This is a genomic window from Bradyrhizobium sp. AUGA SZCCT0169 (assembly GCF_018130085.1).
GTDB lineage: Bacteria > Pseudomonadota > Alphaproteobacteria > Rhizobiales > Xanthobacteraceae > Bradyrhizobium.
Genome location: NZ_JAFCMC010000015.1, coordinates 12,774 through 28,594 on the forward strand (window position 1 = coordinate 12,774; position 15,821 = coordinate 28,594).

Consider the following 15,821-nt stretch of genomic DNA (forward strand, 5'->3'; position numbering starts at 1 on the left):
TTCGGCTCAAGACACCCCAAGGGGGCCTGTCGATCTGCGCCAACCCGTTGACCCCGCAACCGCTTTTGTGGCCTAGTCCGCCGTCTTTTAGACGGCCCCGAATCCATAAAAGCCCAGCGATTCCATGACCTCCGAACGCTATAACGCCCGTGACTCCGAGCCGCGCTGGCAACGCCAGTGGGACCAGAAGGCGATCTTCGCCTCCAAAAACGACGATTCCCGGCCGAAATATTACGTCCTCGAGATGTTCCCCTACCCGTCCGGGCGCATCCATATCGGGCATGTCCGCAACTACACGCTCGGCGACGTGCTGGCGCGGTTCATGCGCGCCAAGGGGTTCAACGTGCTGCACCCGATGGGCTGGGACGCGTTCGGGCTGCCGGCCGAAAACGCCGCGATCGAGCGCAAGGTCGCGCCCAAGGCCTGGACCTACGACAACATCGCCGCGATGAAGAAGCAGCTGCAGTCGATCGGACTGTCGCTCGACTGGAGCCGGGAATTCGCGACCTGCGACCCCAGCTATTACAAGCATCAGCAGAAGATGTTTCTCGACATGCTGCGCGCCGGTCTCGCCGAGCGCGAGAAGCGCAAGCTGAACTGGGACCCGGTCGACATGACCGTGCTCGCCAACGAGCAGGTGATCGACGGCCGCGGCTGGCGTTCCGGCGCCGTGGTCGAACAGCGCGAGATGAGCCAGTGGGTCTTCAAGATCACGAAGTACTCGCAGGAACTGCTGGACGCCCTGGATGGGCTGGATCGCTGGCCCGACAAGGTGCGGCTGATGCAACGCAACTGGATCGGCCGCTCCGAGGGCCTGCTGGTGCGCTTCGCGCTAGATGCGGCAACGACGCCGGCCGGCAAGAGCGAGCTGAAGATCTTCACGACGCGGCCCGACACGCTGTTCGGCGCCAAGTTCATGGCGATCGCAGCCGACCATCCGCTGGCGATCGCGGCGGCAGCGAAGAATCCGAAGCTCGCGGAGTTCATCGCCGAGGTCAAGCGCATCGGCACCGCCCAGGAAATCATCGACACCGCCGAGAAGCAGGGTTTCGACACCGGCATCCGCGCGGTGCATCCGTTCGACCCGAACTGGAAGCTGCCGGTCTATGTCGCCAACTTCGTGCTGATGGAATACGGCACCGGCGCGATCTTCGGCTGCCCCGGGCACGACCAGCGCGACCTCGATTTCGTCAATAAATATGCGCTTGGCGTCACGCCCGTGGTGTGTCCGGAAGGCCAGGACCCGAAGACGTTCGTAATCACCGACACCGCCTATGACGGTGACGGCCGCATGATCAATTCCCGCTTCCTCGACGGCATGACCATCGAGCAGGCCAAGGAAGAAGTCGCAAAGCGGCTGGAGAGTGAACTGCGCGGCAACATGCCGGTGGCTGAGCGGCAGGTGAACTTCCGCCTGCGCGACTGGGGCATTTCGCGCCAGCGCTATTGGGGCTGCCCGATCCCGGTGATCCACTGCCCGAAATGCGATGTGGTGCCGGTGCCGGACAGCGACCTGCCGGTGGTGCTGCCGGAGGACGTGACCTTCGACAAGCCCGGCAACGCGCTCGACCATCATCCGACCTGGAAGCACGTCGCCTGTCCGAAATGCGGCGGCAAGGCCCAGCGCGAAACCGACACCATGGACACGTTTGTCGACTCGTCCTGGTATTTTGCGCGCTTCACCGATCCCTGGAACGAGAACGCGCCGACGACGCCTGATGTCGTGAACCGGATGTTGCCGATCGACCAGTATATCGGCGGTGTCGAGCACGCGATCCTGCATCTGCTGTACAGCCGCTTCTTCACCCGCGCGATGAAAGCGACCGGCCACATCGACATGGACGAGCCGTTCGCCGGCATGTTCACGCAGGGCATGGTGGTGCACGAGACTTACCAGAAGGCCGACGGCTCTTACGTCACGCCCGCCGAGGTGAAGATCGAGACCGGCGGCAATGGCAAGCGCGCCCTTCTGCTGACGACGGGTGAAGAGGTCGCCATCGGCGCGATCGAGAAGATGTCGAAGTCGAAGAAGAACACTGTCGACCCCGACGACATCATCGCCACCTACGGCGCCGACGTCGCGCGCTGGTTCATGCTGTCGGACTCACCACCGGATCGCGACGTGATCTGGAGCGACGAGCGCGTGCAGGGTGCCTCGCGCTTCGTGCAGCGGCTGTGGCGGCTGGTCAACGAATCGGCCGAGATTGCCAAAGCAGCCCCGGCCGCCCGCCCAGCCTCGTTCGGCGACGATGCGCTGGGCTTGCGCAAGGCGGCCCATGGCGCGCTGGACAAGGTGTCGAACGGCATCGAGCGGCTGCATTTCAACGTCTGCCTCGCCCATATCCGCGAATTCACCAATGTGCTGGCCGAGGTGCTGGGGCGCGAGGGGCAGCCGGCGCCGGACCTGGTCTGGTCGGTCCGGGAGGCCGCGGTCATCCTTGTTCAATTGTTCGCGCCCATGATGCCTCATCTGGCCGAGGAGTGCTGGACGGTATTGGGGCAATCCGGGCTGATTTCGGAAGCCAATTGGCCCCAAATCGAACGCGATTTGCTGGTTGAAGACACGGTGACGCTGGTGGTTCAGGTCAACGGCAAAAAACGGGGTGATGTAACCTTGCCACGGGGCGCCCAAAATCCGGAAATTGAGGCTGCCGTTCTGGCCCTTGATGCGGTAAAACTAGCCTTGGGCGGCAAGGCCGTCCGTAAGGTGATTGTTGTTCCCATGAGGATCGTGAATGTCGTTGGCTAGGACCCGGATCGCCGCTCGGCTGCTCGCCGTTGTCGCTCTGGCGGCGCTGACGGCCGGCTGTTTTCAGCCGATGTATGCCGAACGCGCCGACGGCTCGCCCGGCCTGCGCGAAAAGCTGATGGGCGTGGAAATCCCGCCCGTCGACAAGAACAACGCCTCCCGCGAGGCCCGCATCCAGGTCGAAATCCGCAACCAGCTGGCGTTCAAGCTTTATGGCAATGCGACCGGCATGCCGCCGACCCATCGGCTGGTGCTGCGGTTCTCCACCAGCCGCTCGTCGCTGATCCTCGATCCGACCACCGCGCTGCCGTCGAGCGAGAATTACGGTATCGACGCGCAGTACAATCTGATCGATCTGGCGACGAACAAGTCTGTCATGACAGGCACGACCTTCTCCCGCGTGTCCTATGACATCCCGGGCCAGATGCAGCGTTTCGCCCGCGCCCGCGCCTTCCGCGACGCGGAGGATCGCTCAGCCAACGAGATCGCCGAGAACATCCAGACCCGGCTGGCGTCGTTCTTCGTCGCCGGCACCTGATCCCGCAATTGGTCGCGCTTCGCGGAAAAGAAATCGACGCTTTTCTCGCCCGGCCTGATTCCGGCCGTCCCATCATCCTGCTGTACGGCCCGGACGCCGGCCTGGTGCGTGAGCGCGCCGACGCGCTGCTGGCGTCCGCCGTCGACGATCCCAACGATCCATTCTCAATGGTGCGGCTGGACGGCGACGAACTGTCGGCCGAGCCATCGCGGCTGGTCGATGAAGCGATGACGGTGCCGCTGTTCGGCGGCCGCCGCGCCATCCGCGTGCGTGCAGGCTCACGCAGTTTTGCTGGCGGTATCGACACGCTGGCGGAGATGCCGCTGAGGGATTGCCGCATCGTGATCGAGGCCGGCGAGCTCCGGCCGGAATCGCCGCTGCGCAAGGCCTGCGAGCGCGCCAAGACCGCGGTCGCGATCGCCTGCTATCCCGACACCGAACGCGACCTTGCCAAGCTGATCGATGATGAATTGCGGCCCTCCAACCTGCGCATCGCGCCCGACGCCCGCGCCGTGCTGACCGCACTGCTCGGCGGCGACCGGCAGGCCTCGCGCAACGAATTGCGCAAGCTCGCGCTCTACGCCCACGGCCAGGGCGAAGTGTCGATCGACGACGTGATGGCGGTTGTCGCCGACGCCTCCGAGCTGAAGCTCGATCCGATCGTCGACGGCGCGTTTGCTGGAAAGCCTGATCTGGTCGAAAGCGAATTCGCCAAAGCGATGATCGCCGGCACCTATCCCGGCGTGATCATTTCGGCAGCCCAACGCCAGGCCGCATGGCTGCACAAATCGGCGCTAGCGGTAGCCGAAGGCACGCCGGTCTCGAATTTGCTGGAGAGCGGGTATCCCCGGCTGCATTTTTCGCGCAAGGGCGCGGTTGAAGTCGCGCTACGGAATTTCAGCGCTGCGCGGCTGGTCGCGATCATCGACCAGCTCGCGACCGCCGCATTCGACATGCGCAAGCAGGCCACGCTCGCAGCCGCGATCGCGCAACGCACGCTGCTGTCGATCGCGGCGAATGCGAAGCGGCGGGGGTAGCATGTCCGGCGAGAAACAAGACGTCGTGACGCTTTGGCGGCCGGTTGGCCCACGCGAGCTGGAATTGATCCAGGAGAGCGGCATGCGCGCTTTTCCGCCGCGGCTTCCGGAGCAGCCGATCTTCTATCCTGTGCTGTCGGAAGAGTACGCCGTGAAGATTGCCCGCGATTGGAATGTACCGGCCAGCGGCTCCGGCTATGTCACTCGGTTTGAGGTGCGGCGGAATTTCCTGGACAATTACCGGGTGCAAGCCGCCGGTGGCTCCGCACATCTGGAGTACTGGATTCCCGCAGAGGAAATGATTGCGTTCAACGAGGCCATCGTGGGCGAGATCGAGGTCATCGCTGAATTTCGTTGAGGTGCGTGCGGTGCTTCTCATTCCACCGTCATTGCGAGCGAAGCGAAGCAATCCATGCCTCAACTCGGGGATAGATGGATTGCTTCGTCGCTATCGCTCCTCGCAATGACGTGGAGAAGGCCTCAAATCCCCTTCGCCAGCCGCCGCATCACTTCGTCGAGCTGTTCGAGGTTGCGGTAGCTGATCTGGACGCTGCCGCCGGGATCGCGGTGGGTGACGGTTACGCTGAGACCCAGCGCGTCGCTGACGCGTTTCTCCAGCGCGATCGTATCGGGGTCCTTGGTCTTGCCGCCGCTGCGGGCCTTCTGCGGCTTGCGTTCCGGCACGCCCTCTTCATGCGCCAGCGCTTCGGCCTGGCGGACGTTGAGGCCTTCGGCGACGATACGCTTTGCGGAGGCAAGCGGATCCGGCACGCCGATCAGCGCGCGGGCGTGGCCAGCGGACAGTTCGCCCGTGGAGATGAGGGCCTGCACCTCTGCCGGCAGTTTCGTCAGCCGCATCATGTTGGCGACATGGCTGCGGCTCTTGCCGACTTCCTTGGCGATCTCTTCCTGGCTGCGTTTGAATTCTTCTGCGAGCGCGTGATAGCCCTGCGCCTCTTCCATCGCATTGAGGTCTTCGCGCTGCACGTTTTCGATGATCATGATCTCGAGCGCGTCGCTGTCGCTGACCTCGATCGGCACGATCGGCACTTCATGCAGCCCGGCCAGCTGCGAGGCGCGCCAGCGGCGTTCGCCGGCGATGATCTCATAGCGATCGGTGGCGCCCTTGACCGGACGCACCACGATCGGCTGGATCACGCCATGCTGCTTGACGGAAGCAGCGAGCTCGCCGAGTTCGGCGTCGGCAAACGTCCGGCGCGGGTTGCGCGGATTTGCCTTTAGAAATTCGATCGGCACCTTGCGCTGATTGCGCGGACGTTCGACATGCGCGGCCTCGCCGCCGACATCGCCGATCAGACTTGCAAGACCGCGGCCCAGTCGCGAACGCGCTTCGTCGGCCATCGCCAGCTCCCTTGGATTCACGCAGCATACTCCGAATTAGAAACTGTTTTTCTTGTAGGATGGGTAGAGCGTAGCGAACCCATCAAGCTCGTCGTGGTGCGATGGGTTTCGCTGCGCTCTACCCATCCTACGATTTCGCGCTAGTGCGTCCTGAGCTCGCGCTCGCGCTGGATCACTTCGGTTGCGAGTTTCAGATAGGCATCGCTGCCGACGCATTTGAGATCGTAAACCAGCACCGGCTTGCCATAGGACGGCGCCTCGGAGATCCGCACGTTGCGCGGGATCATGGTGTTGTAGACCTTGGCGCCCATGAACTGCCGGACGTCGGCGACGACCTGGTTGGACAAATTGTTGCGCGAGTCGAACATGGTCAGAACGATGCCGTGGATCGACAGATTAGGATTCAACGTCGAGCGCACCTGCTCCACGGTCTGCAGCAATTGCGACAGACCTTCGAGCGCGAAGAATTCGCATTGCAGCGGCACCAGGATCGCGTCGGATGCCGCCATCGCATTGACGGTGAGAAGGTTGAGCGACGGCGGGCAGTCGATCAGCACATAGGTGTAATCGGATCCGGGCGCTGCATCGTTGTTCAGCGCGGCGATGGCGTCGCGCAGGCGGAAGGCGCGGCCGGGCGTCGTTCCCAGCTCCAGTTCGAGACCCGACAGATCCATGGTGGAAGCCGCGATATGCAGACGCGGCACGGCGGTCACAACGACAGCTTCGCGCAGCGGGGCTTCGCCGATCAGCACATCGTAGGTCGAACAGTTGCGGTCGCGGCGATCGATGCCGAGGCCGGTGGAGGCGTTGCCTTGGGGATCGAGGTCGACGATCAACACGCGTTCGCCAATCGCAGCGAGTGCCGTGCCAAGATTGATCGCGGTGGTAGTCTTGCCGACGCCGCCTTTCTGGTTGGCGAGCGACAAGATGCGCGGACGGGCTGCCGGAGCAGGCGCTTTATCTTCTTGATATATTTGATCAATCACGGTCATACCCGGTGCCCATCGCGGAAGTTTTGCGTCGCTCGATGCGGTCGAGTTCGACGATCCAGCCTTGTCCGCCCGTGCGGCTGGAATGAAGTTGCGGCTCAATATTCCAATATTTAGTGGCTTCGGTCAATTCAGCCTCTACATCTTGGCCCTTCAGAAATAACGCTTTTGCGCCCTTTCCTACCAGCGGTTCCGCGAAACCGATGAGCTGATGTAACGGAGCCAGCGCCCGCGCAGTGACGCAATCAACAGGCCCGGCGATTCTATCCACGATATCCCCGATGTCAGCGAGATGCACGGTCCCGGCCGCCGAGGTCACACGAATTGCTTCGCGCAGGAACGCGGCTTTCTTGGCGTTGCGTTCGACCAATTGAATATTGGCGCCCGGTGTTTCCGCCAAAGCGCAGGCCAGCACCACGCCGGGAAAGCCGCCGCCGCTGCCGAGATCGACCCACCTCGTTGCAGTGGGAGCCAAGCTCAGCAGCTGCAGCGAGTCAGCGATATGGCGGGTCCAGAGATGTGGAAGTGTCGACGGCGCCACCAGGTTTGTTTTGGCCTGCCATTCCCGGAGCAGATCGACATAGCGATCCAGCCGCGCTTCTGTTTCACGTGAAACAGGGGTGAGGGCGAGGGCGGCGGCTTTGTCGGAGGTCATTATCAATTTCGGCCGTTTGAGCTTTGGCGATTCGCCTGGGGCCCGTCCCACCCAAAACTGTCATTGCGAGCGAAGCGAAGCAATGCATCTGTCCGCGCAAAAGGAAGAATGGATTGCTTCGTCGCAAGGGCTCCTCGCAACGACGATTGCAGCCGGCTTCGAGCGGACCTCCCCGTTTCACGTGAAACGTTTTAAGCCGTCGCCTTCGAGGTCTTCCGCCGGGCTTCACGCCGAAGATAAGCCGCCAGGATACCAAGCGCGGCCGGCGTCAAGCCATCCAGCCGCCCCGCCTGCCCCACGGTTCGCGGCCGCGCCGCCTCGAGCTTTGAGCGCGCTTCATTGGAGAGGCCGGGCACATCGGAATAATCGATGTCGGTCAGAACCAGGCCCTCATCGCGCCGGAAGGCGTCGACGTCAGCGGTCTGGCGCTTCAGATAGACGTCATACTTGGCATCGATCTCGAGGTGGACTGCGATCGATGGGTCAATGGCTGATAGCTCGGGCCAGATACCTTGCAGCGCGGACCATTCAATCTCCGGATAGGCAAGGAGCTCAAATGCCGAGCGGCGGTGACCGTCCCGGTTCAGCGCCAGGCCGTGCTTGCCGGCTTCATTGGGAGTGATCGTCAAGGACTTCGCCAGCGACTTCGCGGCTTCGAGCGCCGCCATCTTGGCCCCGTGGCGCTGCGAACGCGCCTGCCCTACGCAACCCAGTGCGATCCCCTTGTCGGTCAGCCGCTGGTCGGCATTGTCGGCCCGCAGCGTCAGGCGATACTCCGCCCGCGAGGTGAACATACGATAGGGTTCTGATATCCCGCGGGTCACGAGATCATCGATCATCACGCCGAGATAGCCGTCGGCACGGTCGAAAACGATCGCCTCGCCGCCGCTGGCGGACAGTGCCGCATTCAGCCCCGCGACAATTCCCTGTGCGGCGGCCTCTTCATATCCGGTGGTGCCGTTGATCTGCCCCGCCAGAAACAGTCCCGGCAACCGCTTGGCCTGGAGTGTCGGCTCCAACTCCCGCGGGTCGACATGGTCGTATTCGATGGCATAGCCGGGCCGGACCATCTTGACCCGCTCGAGACCGGGAATGGTCGAGAGGATCGCGAGCTGGACCTCTTCCGGAAGCGAGGTCGAGATCCCGTTGGGATAGACGGTGGAATCTTCCAGGCCTTCCGGTTCCAGGAAGATCTGATGGCCGTCGCGGTCGCCAAAGCGGACGATCTTGTCTTCGATCGAGGGGCAATAGCGCGGACCGCTGCTCTTGATCTGGCCAGAATACATCGGCGAGCGATGTACATTGGCCCGGATCACCTCATGGGTCGCCGGCGTGGTGCGGGTGATCCCGCATTCGATCTGTCGAGTCGTAATGCGGTCGGTCATGACCGAGAACGGCTCCGGCGGATCGTCGCCGGGCTGCATTTCGACCGCGGACCAGTCGATGGTCGTGCCATCCAGCCGCGGCGGCGTACCGGTCTTGAGACGGCCAAGCATAAAGCCGGCACGCTCGAACGAAGCGGAAAGCCTCATCGCCGGCGCCTCGCCGACCCGCCCGGCCGGCCAGTTCTTTTCGCCGAGATGGATCAGACCACGGAGGAAGGTCCCGGTGGTGATGACGACGGCACCACAGCTCAGTTCGCGGCCATCGCCCAGACGAATGCCGGTGACGCGACCGTTGGAAACGATCAGTTCGTCCGCCTCGCCTTCGATCACGCTCAAATTGGCGGTCTCGATGATCGCCGCCTGCATCGCGGCCGCATACAGTTCGCGGTCGGCCTGGACCCGCGGTCCCCGAACAGCGGGACCTTTGCGACGGTTCAGCATCCGAAACTGGATGCCCCCGGCATCAGCGACCCGGCCCATCAGACCATCGAGGGCATCGACTTCACGAACCAGATGCCCCTTGCCCAGACCACCGATGGCGGGATTGCAGGACATCGCGCCGACGGTCGCAAAGCTGTGGGTCACCAACGCTGTCGTTGCACCCATCCGGGCGGCCGCGCTCGCGGCCTCGCAGCCGGCATGGCCGCCGCCGATGACGATGATGTCGAAGGAATCTGAGCGCGAAATCATGGCGGACTTCTATCGCGGAGTCAGAAATCGCGGAAGCGGGAAGTTGCGGGAAACCGAAAGGAATGGATCTGTTTCACGTGAAACAGCGGGTTCCATTAGGTCTTGGGTAAGCGTTTCACGTGAAACCGATTAGCCATGAAATGAATGAAATACTAAACTAAAGAAACACTACTTTCCTACACAGAATTCCCGGAAGATCACGTCGAGTATGTCCTCGACATCGACGCGCCCCAGTAGCCGCCCAAGCGAATGCGCGGCGACGCGAAGCTCCTCGGCTGCCAGTTCCTCGCCCTCCCCGACCACATCAATGCTGCGCTGCAATGAAATCGCTGTCTGCTGCAGCAACTGCCGCTGCCGGGTCCGGCTGATTAACCCGCCCTCGCTGGCCCCAAAATAATCCTGCGCGAATTGGACGAGGGCCGCGATCAACTCGGGAAGCCCGTCCCCGCCCCTGGCCGAAATCGCAAATTCGCCCCGGTCCGGCACCTCGGCCAATGGCCGACCGGCCGGATCCAGGTCGATCTTGTTGCGCACGCGCCAGACCGGCGCGGTGCCTGCGTGATCAATTCTCGCGCCTACCCGGTCGGCAAGCCACAGCACAAGATCGGCTTCCGCGGCGCGAGCCCGCGCGCGACGCACACCCTCCTGCTCCACCGGATCGTCGGTCTCGCGAATGCCGGCAGTGTCGATGACGGTCACCGGATAACCGTCGAGATCGAGCTGCACTTCGATGACGTCACGCGTGGTGCCGGCGTGTGGCGATACGATCGCCACCTCGCGCCGCGCCAGCTGATTCATCAAGGTCGACTTGCCGACATTCGGGGGACCCGCGATCGCCACCACGAGACCATCGCGCAGGCGTTCACTTTGACCCTGTGCCGCAAGGACTTCTTCGATTTCAATTAAGAGCGTCTTGATCTTCACCAGCGCCGGCGCGATCAATTCCGCGGGCACATCGCCCTCATCCGAAAAATCGATTCCGGCTTCGATCAGCGCTGATGCCTCGATGATGCGCGCGCGCCAGTCGCGCGCTCTGTCGCCGAGCAGGCCCTTGAGCTGGCGTAGCGCCTGGCGCCGTTGCCGGTCGGTGTCGGCGTGAATGAGGTCGTCGAGGCCCTCAGCCTCGGTGAGATCGAGCTTGCCGTTCTCGAACGCGCGCCGCGTGAATTCACCGGGTTCGGCGGGGCGCATATTTTCCTGGGCAGCCAGCGCCGCAAAGACCGAGGCCAGCACTGCCCGCCCACCATGGACGTGAAACTCGGCGACGTCTTCGCCGGTGGCGCTGGCCGGCCCGGGGAACCAGAGTACGACCGCATCGTCCAATGGCTGACCGCCGGCGTCGCGGAGCAGCATGCGGGTCGCCGCCCGCGCCGGCGGGATTCTGCCACCCAGCGCGACCAGCGCCGGACCGGCTCCCGGTCCCGACACGCGCACAATCGCGATCGCGCTCGGCGCACGGCCCGACGACAGCGCAAAAATGGTCTGATCCCGCGGATGCATCGCCTATTTGTGCAGGAGTGCTTGAAAAGGCAACGCAATTTGAGCTGTGGGTCGGCCTCCCGATCAAAACGGGGAACACCCCGCCGAGAGCCAATTTGCTGCATCATTTGCGCAGCAATTTTGCTGCAAAAATCGATGGCTTGGCCGGGTTTCGTAGCCCACCGCATCTAAACCAAGCAATATCAAATACTTAAGTGCAGTCCGCTTCTAAGAAGCTTACCGAACCATGGTGCACCTTTGCTGCAGCAAATTGCTGCAGCAACGCAGGAAATGAAAAGGGCGCCCTCGACACAAGGCGCCCTTCCCCAACCTCGCCTGATGGATCAGGTGTTCATCGAATCGAAGAATTCCGAGTTGTTCTTGGTGTTGCGGAGCTTGTCGAGCAGGAAGTCGATCGCATCCATGGTGCCCATCGGATTGAGGATTCGGCGCAGCACGTACATTTTCTTGAGCAGCTGCGGATCGGTGATGAGCTCCTCCTTGCGGGTGCCGGAGCGCGAGATGTCGATCGCCGGGAAGGTCCGCTTGTCCGAGACCTTGCGGTCCAGGATCAGTTCGGAGTTACCGGTGCCCTTGAACTCTTCGAAGATGACTTCGTCCATTCGGCTGCCGGTATCGACCAGCGCGGTCGCGATGATGGTGAGCGAACCGCCCTCCTCGATGTTACGGGCGGCACCGAAGAAGCGCTTCGGCCGCTGCAACGCGTTGGCGTCGACACCGCCGGTCAGCACCTTGCCGGATGACGGCACCACGGTGTTGTAGGCGCGGCCCAGACGCGTGATCGAGTCGAGCAGGATCACGACGTCGCGGCCGTGTTCGACCAGCCGTTTTGCTTTTTCGATCACCATCTCGGCGACCTGGACGTGACGCACCGCCGGCTCGTCGAAGGTCGATGAGACGACCTCGCCCTTCACCGAACGCTGCATGTCCGTGACTTCTTCCGGACGTTCGTCGATCAGCAGCACGATCAGATAGCATTCAGGATGATTGGCGGTGATCGAGTGCGCGATGTTCTGCATCAGCACCGTCTTGCCGGTGCGCGGCGGCGCCACGATCAGGGCGCGCTGGCCTTTGCCGATCGGGGCGACGATGTCGATAACCCTTGCAGAAAGGTCTTTTCGCGTCGGATCTTCGAGTTCGAGGCGGAAGCGCTGGTCTGGAAACAGCGGCGTCAGATTGTCGAAATTGACCTTGTGCTTGGACTTTTCCGGGTCTTCGAAATTGAGTGTGTTGACCTTGAGCAGCGCGAAATAGCGTTCGCCTTCTTTCGGGCTGCGGATATGGCCCTCGATGGTGTCGCCGGTGCGAAGCCCGAAGCGGCGGATCTGCGAAGGCGAGACGTAGATATCGTCTGGGCCGGGCAGATAGTTCGCATCCGGCGAACGCAGGAAGCCGAAGCCGTCGGAGAGAACCTCAACGACACCCTCGCCGATAATGTCGGTTTCCTGGATCGCGAGCTGCTTGAGGATGGCGAACATCAGCTCCTGCTTGCGCATGGTGCTGGCATTTTCGACCCCGTTCTCTTCCGCGAACGAGACGAGCTCGGCCGGCGTTTTTGCTTTGAGGTCTTGGAGTTTCATTTCCCGCATTGGGGTGGTCCTGTGGAGAATAACTGGAGGAGGGGTGCTAGGCTTATAGGAAAAGCGGACACGAAAAACGGAAGGTCCGCAGGTCTAAGCGAGGAAAGTGCCGGTGAGGCTTCAAACCTGATGCGGTGGCCGGCTCAACGAGGAGACCGGAACGCAACCACATCCGCCTGCGTGGGGTGGGATTTGGCTAATATAGAAAATCGCCCGGCGCTCCGCAAGCAGGCCTGAAGTGCTCCTCGCGCCAAAAACGCCGCCTAGAACGGCTTGACCACGACCAGAATAACGATCCCGACCATCAGAACAGTCGGTACCTCATTGATAATACGATAGAATTTCTGGCTTCGCGCATTCCTGTCGGCGGCGAAATCCTTCACCCAGCGCGAAAAAAAGCCGTGGACGCCCGACAGCACGATCACCAGCGCGAACTTGGCGTGAAACCAGCCGGACATGTACCAATGCCCGCTCCAGGCCAGATACAGCCCGGCCAGCCAGGTGATCATCATCGCCGGATTGATGATCGCCTTCAGCAGCCGGCGTTCCATCACCTTGAAAATCTCGGATTGCTTCGATCCGACCTCGGCCTCGCAATGATAGACGAACAGCCGCGGCAGGTAGAGCATGCCGGCCATCCAGGAGATGACCGCAATCACATGCAGTGCCTTGATCCACGGGTAGGCCGTGATCGTGATCCATTCGTACATCGTGCGTCGCCTCGTCCTCATCGCCGCTTGGAACGTTCAGACGCTCTCAGCATTGCCTGAAAAGCTTCCGCCAGCGTGGGACGGAGACATATCCTCATGCACCGCTTCTCTAAACTAATATTTTTAGAATCTTAGGTTTGAGTCTAAGTAGCGGTGAATTGGACTCACAACAAACCGTCCCGTAGTTCTCCCGGCTTGTTCACATCCATCACCCTTTCCGCAAGAGAATTGGATCGTTCAAATAACGCCCCTTGCATCAAGCGCTTGCGCCAACTTATCGGCAGCTTATGCAGAGACAAATCCACATATTCTCACTATCGTTCGGATCAGGGATCTGACTTATCCTTTTGGGAGCCCTGTGTAGAAAAAGCCGGGTTATCCCCGAGAGGACGATCCAGGGCCAAATCTCTGGGATAAGGTCCACAGGGATTCACAGAATACACAGGGGTTTTGGTGCCCACGACCGGCAATTATTTTCACCTTCATCTGGTCTCCGATTCGACCGGCGAGACGCTGATCACCGTGGCGCGCGCGGTCGCCGCGCAGTACGCCAACGTCACTGCGGTCGAACATGTCTATCCCTTGGTGCGCAGCCAAAAGCAGCTCGACCGTGTGCTCGATGAGATCGAGGAGGCGCCGGGCATCGTGCTTTTCACGCTGCTGGAAAAGGATCTGGTTGGCCGGCTCGAGACCAAGTGCAAGGACATCAACATCCCGAGCCTGTCGATCATCGGGCCGGTAATGCAATTGTTCGAAGCCTATCTCGGTGCGGCCACCACGGGGCGCGTCGGCGCCCAGCACGTGCTCAATGCCGAATATTTCAAGCGCATCGACGCGCTGAACTACACGATGATCCATGACGACGGCCAGCATGTGGAAGGCCTCGAAGACGCCGATATCGTATTGGTCGGCGTATCCCGTACGTCAAAGACACCGACCTCGATCTATCTCGCCAACCGCGGCATCCGCACCGCGAATGTCCCGCTGGTGCCGGGCATTCCGGCGCCGCATCAGCTGGAAACGCTGAAGAAGCCGCTGGTGGTCAGCCTCCATGCAACGCCGGAGCGCCTGATTCAGGTTCGGCAAAACCGGCTCCTGAGCATGGGCGCGGATTCCGGCAACGACGATTATATCGATCGCCAATCCGTCACCGATGAAGTGGCGTACGCACGGCGGCTCAGTGCCAAGTTCGGCTGGGCGCAGCTCGATGTGACGCGGCGGTCAATCGAGGAAACCGCGGCCGCAATCTTGAAACTTTTCACCGACCGGCAGCGGCAACGGCTTCCGGAATGAAACCAGAGCGTGTTCCAGCGAAGTGGACCCCGGTTCGCGTCAAGAAAACGCGTCAAAACAACGATCAACGGCTATGAGCATCTGGCTTGGAAAAGACCCGCTAGTCCTGGCTTCGCAGAGCCGCGCGCGACAGATGCTGCTGGCCAACGCCGGCATCGCCTTTGAAGCTGTTCCGGCCGATATCGATGAGCGCGCCGTGCAGAAGGGCTCCGGGCTAACGGCGCCCGGTGAAATCGCAAAACTGCTGGCGCGGGAAAAGGCGCTGTGGGTCTCGCAGCAAAAACCCGACCGCTACGTCGTTGGCGCCGACCAAACGCTGGCGCTTGGGGACCGGTTGTTCAGCAAGCCCGCCGGGCGTGCCGCAGCTACGGAGCAACTGGGTTTGCTCGCAGGCAAGCGCCACGAATTGCATTCGGCATTTGCTGTTGCCCGTGACGGTAAGATATTGTCCGCACATGTTAGTGTTGCACACATGATCATGCGATCTCTCAGCAAGGGCGAGATCGAGGCCTATCTGGACCAGGCCGGACAAGCGGTGACGACCAGCGTCGGCGCCTATCAGCTGGAAGGGCTCGGGGTGCATTTGTTCGAGCGCATCGAAGGCGATCATTTTACCATCCTCGGCCTGCCGCTGCTGCCGCTGTTCGCATTTTTGCGCAGCGAGCGGTTGCTTGGCGTCTGAGTTTCAAACAATGGCGACCTGAATGCTGATCCTTGGACTGACCGGCTCGATTGGAATGGGAAAATCCACCACCGCAAAATTGTTCGCGGAGGCGGGGGTTCCCGTTTACGACGCCGATGCCGAGGTCCACAAAATCTATGAGGGTGAGGCTGCGCCCGCGATCGAAGCGGCGTTTGCCGGCACCACAGTCGACGGCAAGGTGGATCGGGCGCGGCTCTCCGCCCAGGTGGTGCACAATCCCGCCGCCATGAAGCAGCTCGAGCAGATCGTTCATCCGATGCTCGGCGCGTCGCGAAAAAAATTCTTTGAAGATGCGGAAGCGGCGGGCAAGCCGGTGGTGCTGTTGGATATCCCGCTGCTGTATGAGACTGGCGGCGAGAAGCGCGTCGATGCGGTCGTGGTGGTCACGACCACGCCCGAAATCCAGCGCCAGCGCGTGTTGGCGCGGGGCACGATGGACGAGGCGCGGTTCGACGCCATTCTGGCGCGGCAGCTACCGGACGCCGAAAAGCGCAAGCGCGCCGATTTCGTGGTGGATACTTCGGATGGTCTCGACCCCGTGCGCGCCCGTATCAGGGACATTCTGGCCGAGGTTGTTAAGATGCCGCAGCGGCGGACCTGATTCGCTGACTTTCCGGGCCCTGAAGTAAA

At 61.9% G+C, this 15,821-nt stretch carries 14 protein-coding genes; 7 read left to right on the forward strand and 7 right to left on the reverse strand.

What is annotated here, in order from left to right; all coding sequences use genetic code 11:
- The first annotated feature begins 124 nt into the window (after positions 1–124).
- The 4 genes from leuS to JQ609_RS18470 are packed head-to-tail and all read left to right on the forward strand — an operon-like array spanning position 125 to position 4,682.
- Positions 125–2,749 carry a leucine--tRNA ligase gene (gene leuS, locus JQ609_RS18455; protein ID WP_212274449.1) on the forward strand — a complete coding sequence of 875 codons (2,625 nt, stop codon included), beginning with the start codon at positions 125–127 and terminating at the stop codon, positions 2,747–2,749.
- Positions 2,736–3,287: an LPS assembly lipoprotein LptE gene (gene lptE / locus JQ609_RS18460; protein WP_212207605.1), complete on the forward strand. Its 552-nt coding sequence runs from the start codon at positions 2,736–2,738 to the stop codon at positions 3,285–3,287. Before leuS ends, lptE begins: the two co-directional genes overlap by 14 nt.
- An 8-nt stretch (positions 3,288–3,295) precedes the next feature.
- On the forward strand, positions 3,296–4,324 hold the full coding sequence (gene holA / locus JQ609_RS18465; RefSeq protein ID WP_212274450.1) for a DNA polymerase III subunit delta: 1,029 nt from the start codon (positions 3,296–3,298) through the stop codon (positions 4,322–4,324).
- A 1-nt stretch (position 4,325) separates the two neighbouring features.
- Positions 4,326–4,682 carry an ADP-ribosylation/crystallin J1 gene (locus JQ609_RS18470; RefSeq protein WP_212207603.1) on the forward strand — a complete coding sequence of 119 codons (357 nt, stop codon included), beginning with the start codon at positions 4,326–4,328 and terminating at the stop codon, positions 4,680–4,682.
- Positions 4,683–4,804: 122 nt separating this feature from the next.
- Here JQ609_RS18470 and JQ609_RS18475 read toward each other — a convergent pair whose 3' ends face one another.
- The 7 genes from JQ609_RS18475 to hemJ form a co-directional block, all read right to left on the reverse strand.
- The gene (locus JQ609_RS18475; RefSeq protein ID WP_212274451.1) at positions 4,805–5,686 is read right to left on the reverse strand and encodes a ParB/RepB/Spo0J family partition protein; all 882 of its coding nucleotides are present in this window, start codon (positions 5,684–5,686) and stop codon (positions 4,805–4,807) included.
- A 140-nt stretch (positions 5,687–5,826) separates the two neighbouring features.
- Positions 5,827–6,678, reverse strand: coding sequence for a ParA family protein (locus JQ609_RS18480; protein WP_212274452.1), 852 nt, complete (start codon positions 6,676–6,678; stop codon positions 5,827–5,829).
- The gene (gene rsmG / locus JQ609_RS18485; protein WP_212207600.1) at positions 6,665–7,330 is read right to left on the reverse strand and encodes a 16S rRNA (guanine(527)-N(7))-methyltransferase RsmG; all 666 of its coding nucleotides are present in this window, start codon (positions 7,328–7,330) and stop codon (positions 6,665–6,667) included. Before rsmG ends, JQ609_RS18480 begins: the two co-directional genes overlap by 14 nt.
- A 191-nt stretch (positions 7,331–7,521) precedes the next feature.
- The gene (gene mnmG / locus JQ609_RS18490) at positions 7,522–9,405 is read right to left on the reverse strand and encodes a tRNA uridine-5-carboxymethylaminomethyl(34) synthesis enzyme MnmG (protein WP_212274453.1); all 1,884 of its coding nucleotides are present in this window, start codon (positions 9,403–9,405) and stop codon (positions 7,522–7,524) included.
- A 168-nt stretch (positions 9,406–9,573) separates the two neighbouring features.
- Complete coding sequence (mnmE, locus tag JQ609_RS18495; protein WP_212274454.1) at positions 9,574–10,905, reverse strand: tRNA uridine-5-carboxymethylaminomethyl(34) synthesis GTPase MnmE; 1,332 nt, start codon at positions 10,903–10,905, stop codon at positions 9,574–9,576.
- Between the two features lie 323 nt (positions 10,906–11,228).
- A complete protein-coding gene (gene rho, locus JQ609_RS18500) occupies positions 11,229–12,494 on the reverse strand; it encodes a transcription termination factor Rho (protein ID WP_074821153.1) in 1,266 nt (421 codons plus the stop codon).
- Between the two features lie 254 nt (positions 12,495–12,748).
- Positions 12,749–13,195, reverse strand: coding sequence for a protoporphyrinogen oxidase HemJ (hemJ, locus tag JQ609_RS18505; protein ID WP_212274455.1), 447 nt, complete (start codon positions 13,193–13,195; stop codon positions 12,749–12,751).
- Between the two features lie 453 nt (positions 13,196–13,648).
- On the opposite strand from hemJ, the gene JQ609_RS18510 reads away from it, so the two are divergent.
- The 3 genes from JQ609_RS18510 (at position 13,649) to coaE (ending at position 15,792) form a co-directional block, all read left to right on the forward strand.
- Positions 13,649–14,488, forward strand: coding sequence for a pyruvate, water dikinase regulatory protein (locus tag JQ609_RS18510; RefSeq protein WP_212207596.1), 840 nt, complete (start codon positions 13,649–13,651; stop codon positions 14,486–14,488).
- A gap of 73 nt (positions 14,489–14,561) precedes the next feature.
- Positions 14,562–15,170, forward strand: a complete 609-nt coding sequence (locus JQ609_RS18515; protein ID WP_212274456.1) for a Maf family protein — start codon at positions 14,562–14,564, stop codon at positions 15,168–15,170.
- 22 nt (positions 15,171–15,192) lie between these two features.
- Positions 15,193–15,792 (forward strand): dephospho-CoA kinase, encoded by a 600-nt coding sequence (gene coaE / locus JQ609_RS18520; RefSeq protein ID WP_212274457.1) that lies wholly within the window; start codon positions 15,193–15,195, stop codon positions 15,790–15,792.
- The last annotated feature ends 29 nt before the right edge of the window (positions 15,793–15,821 follow it).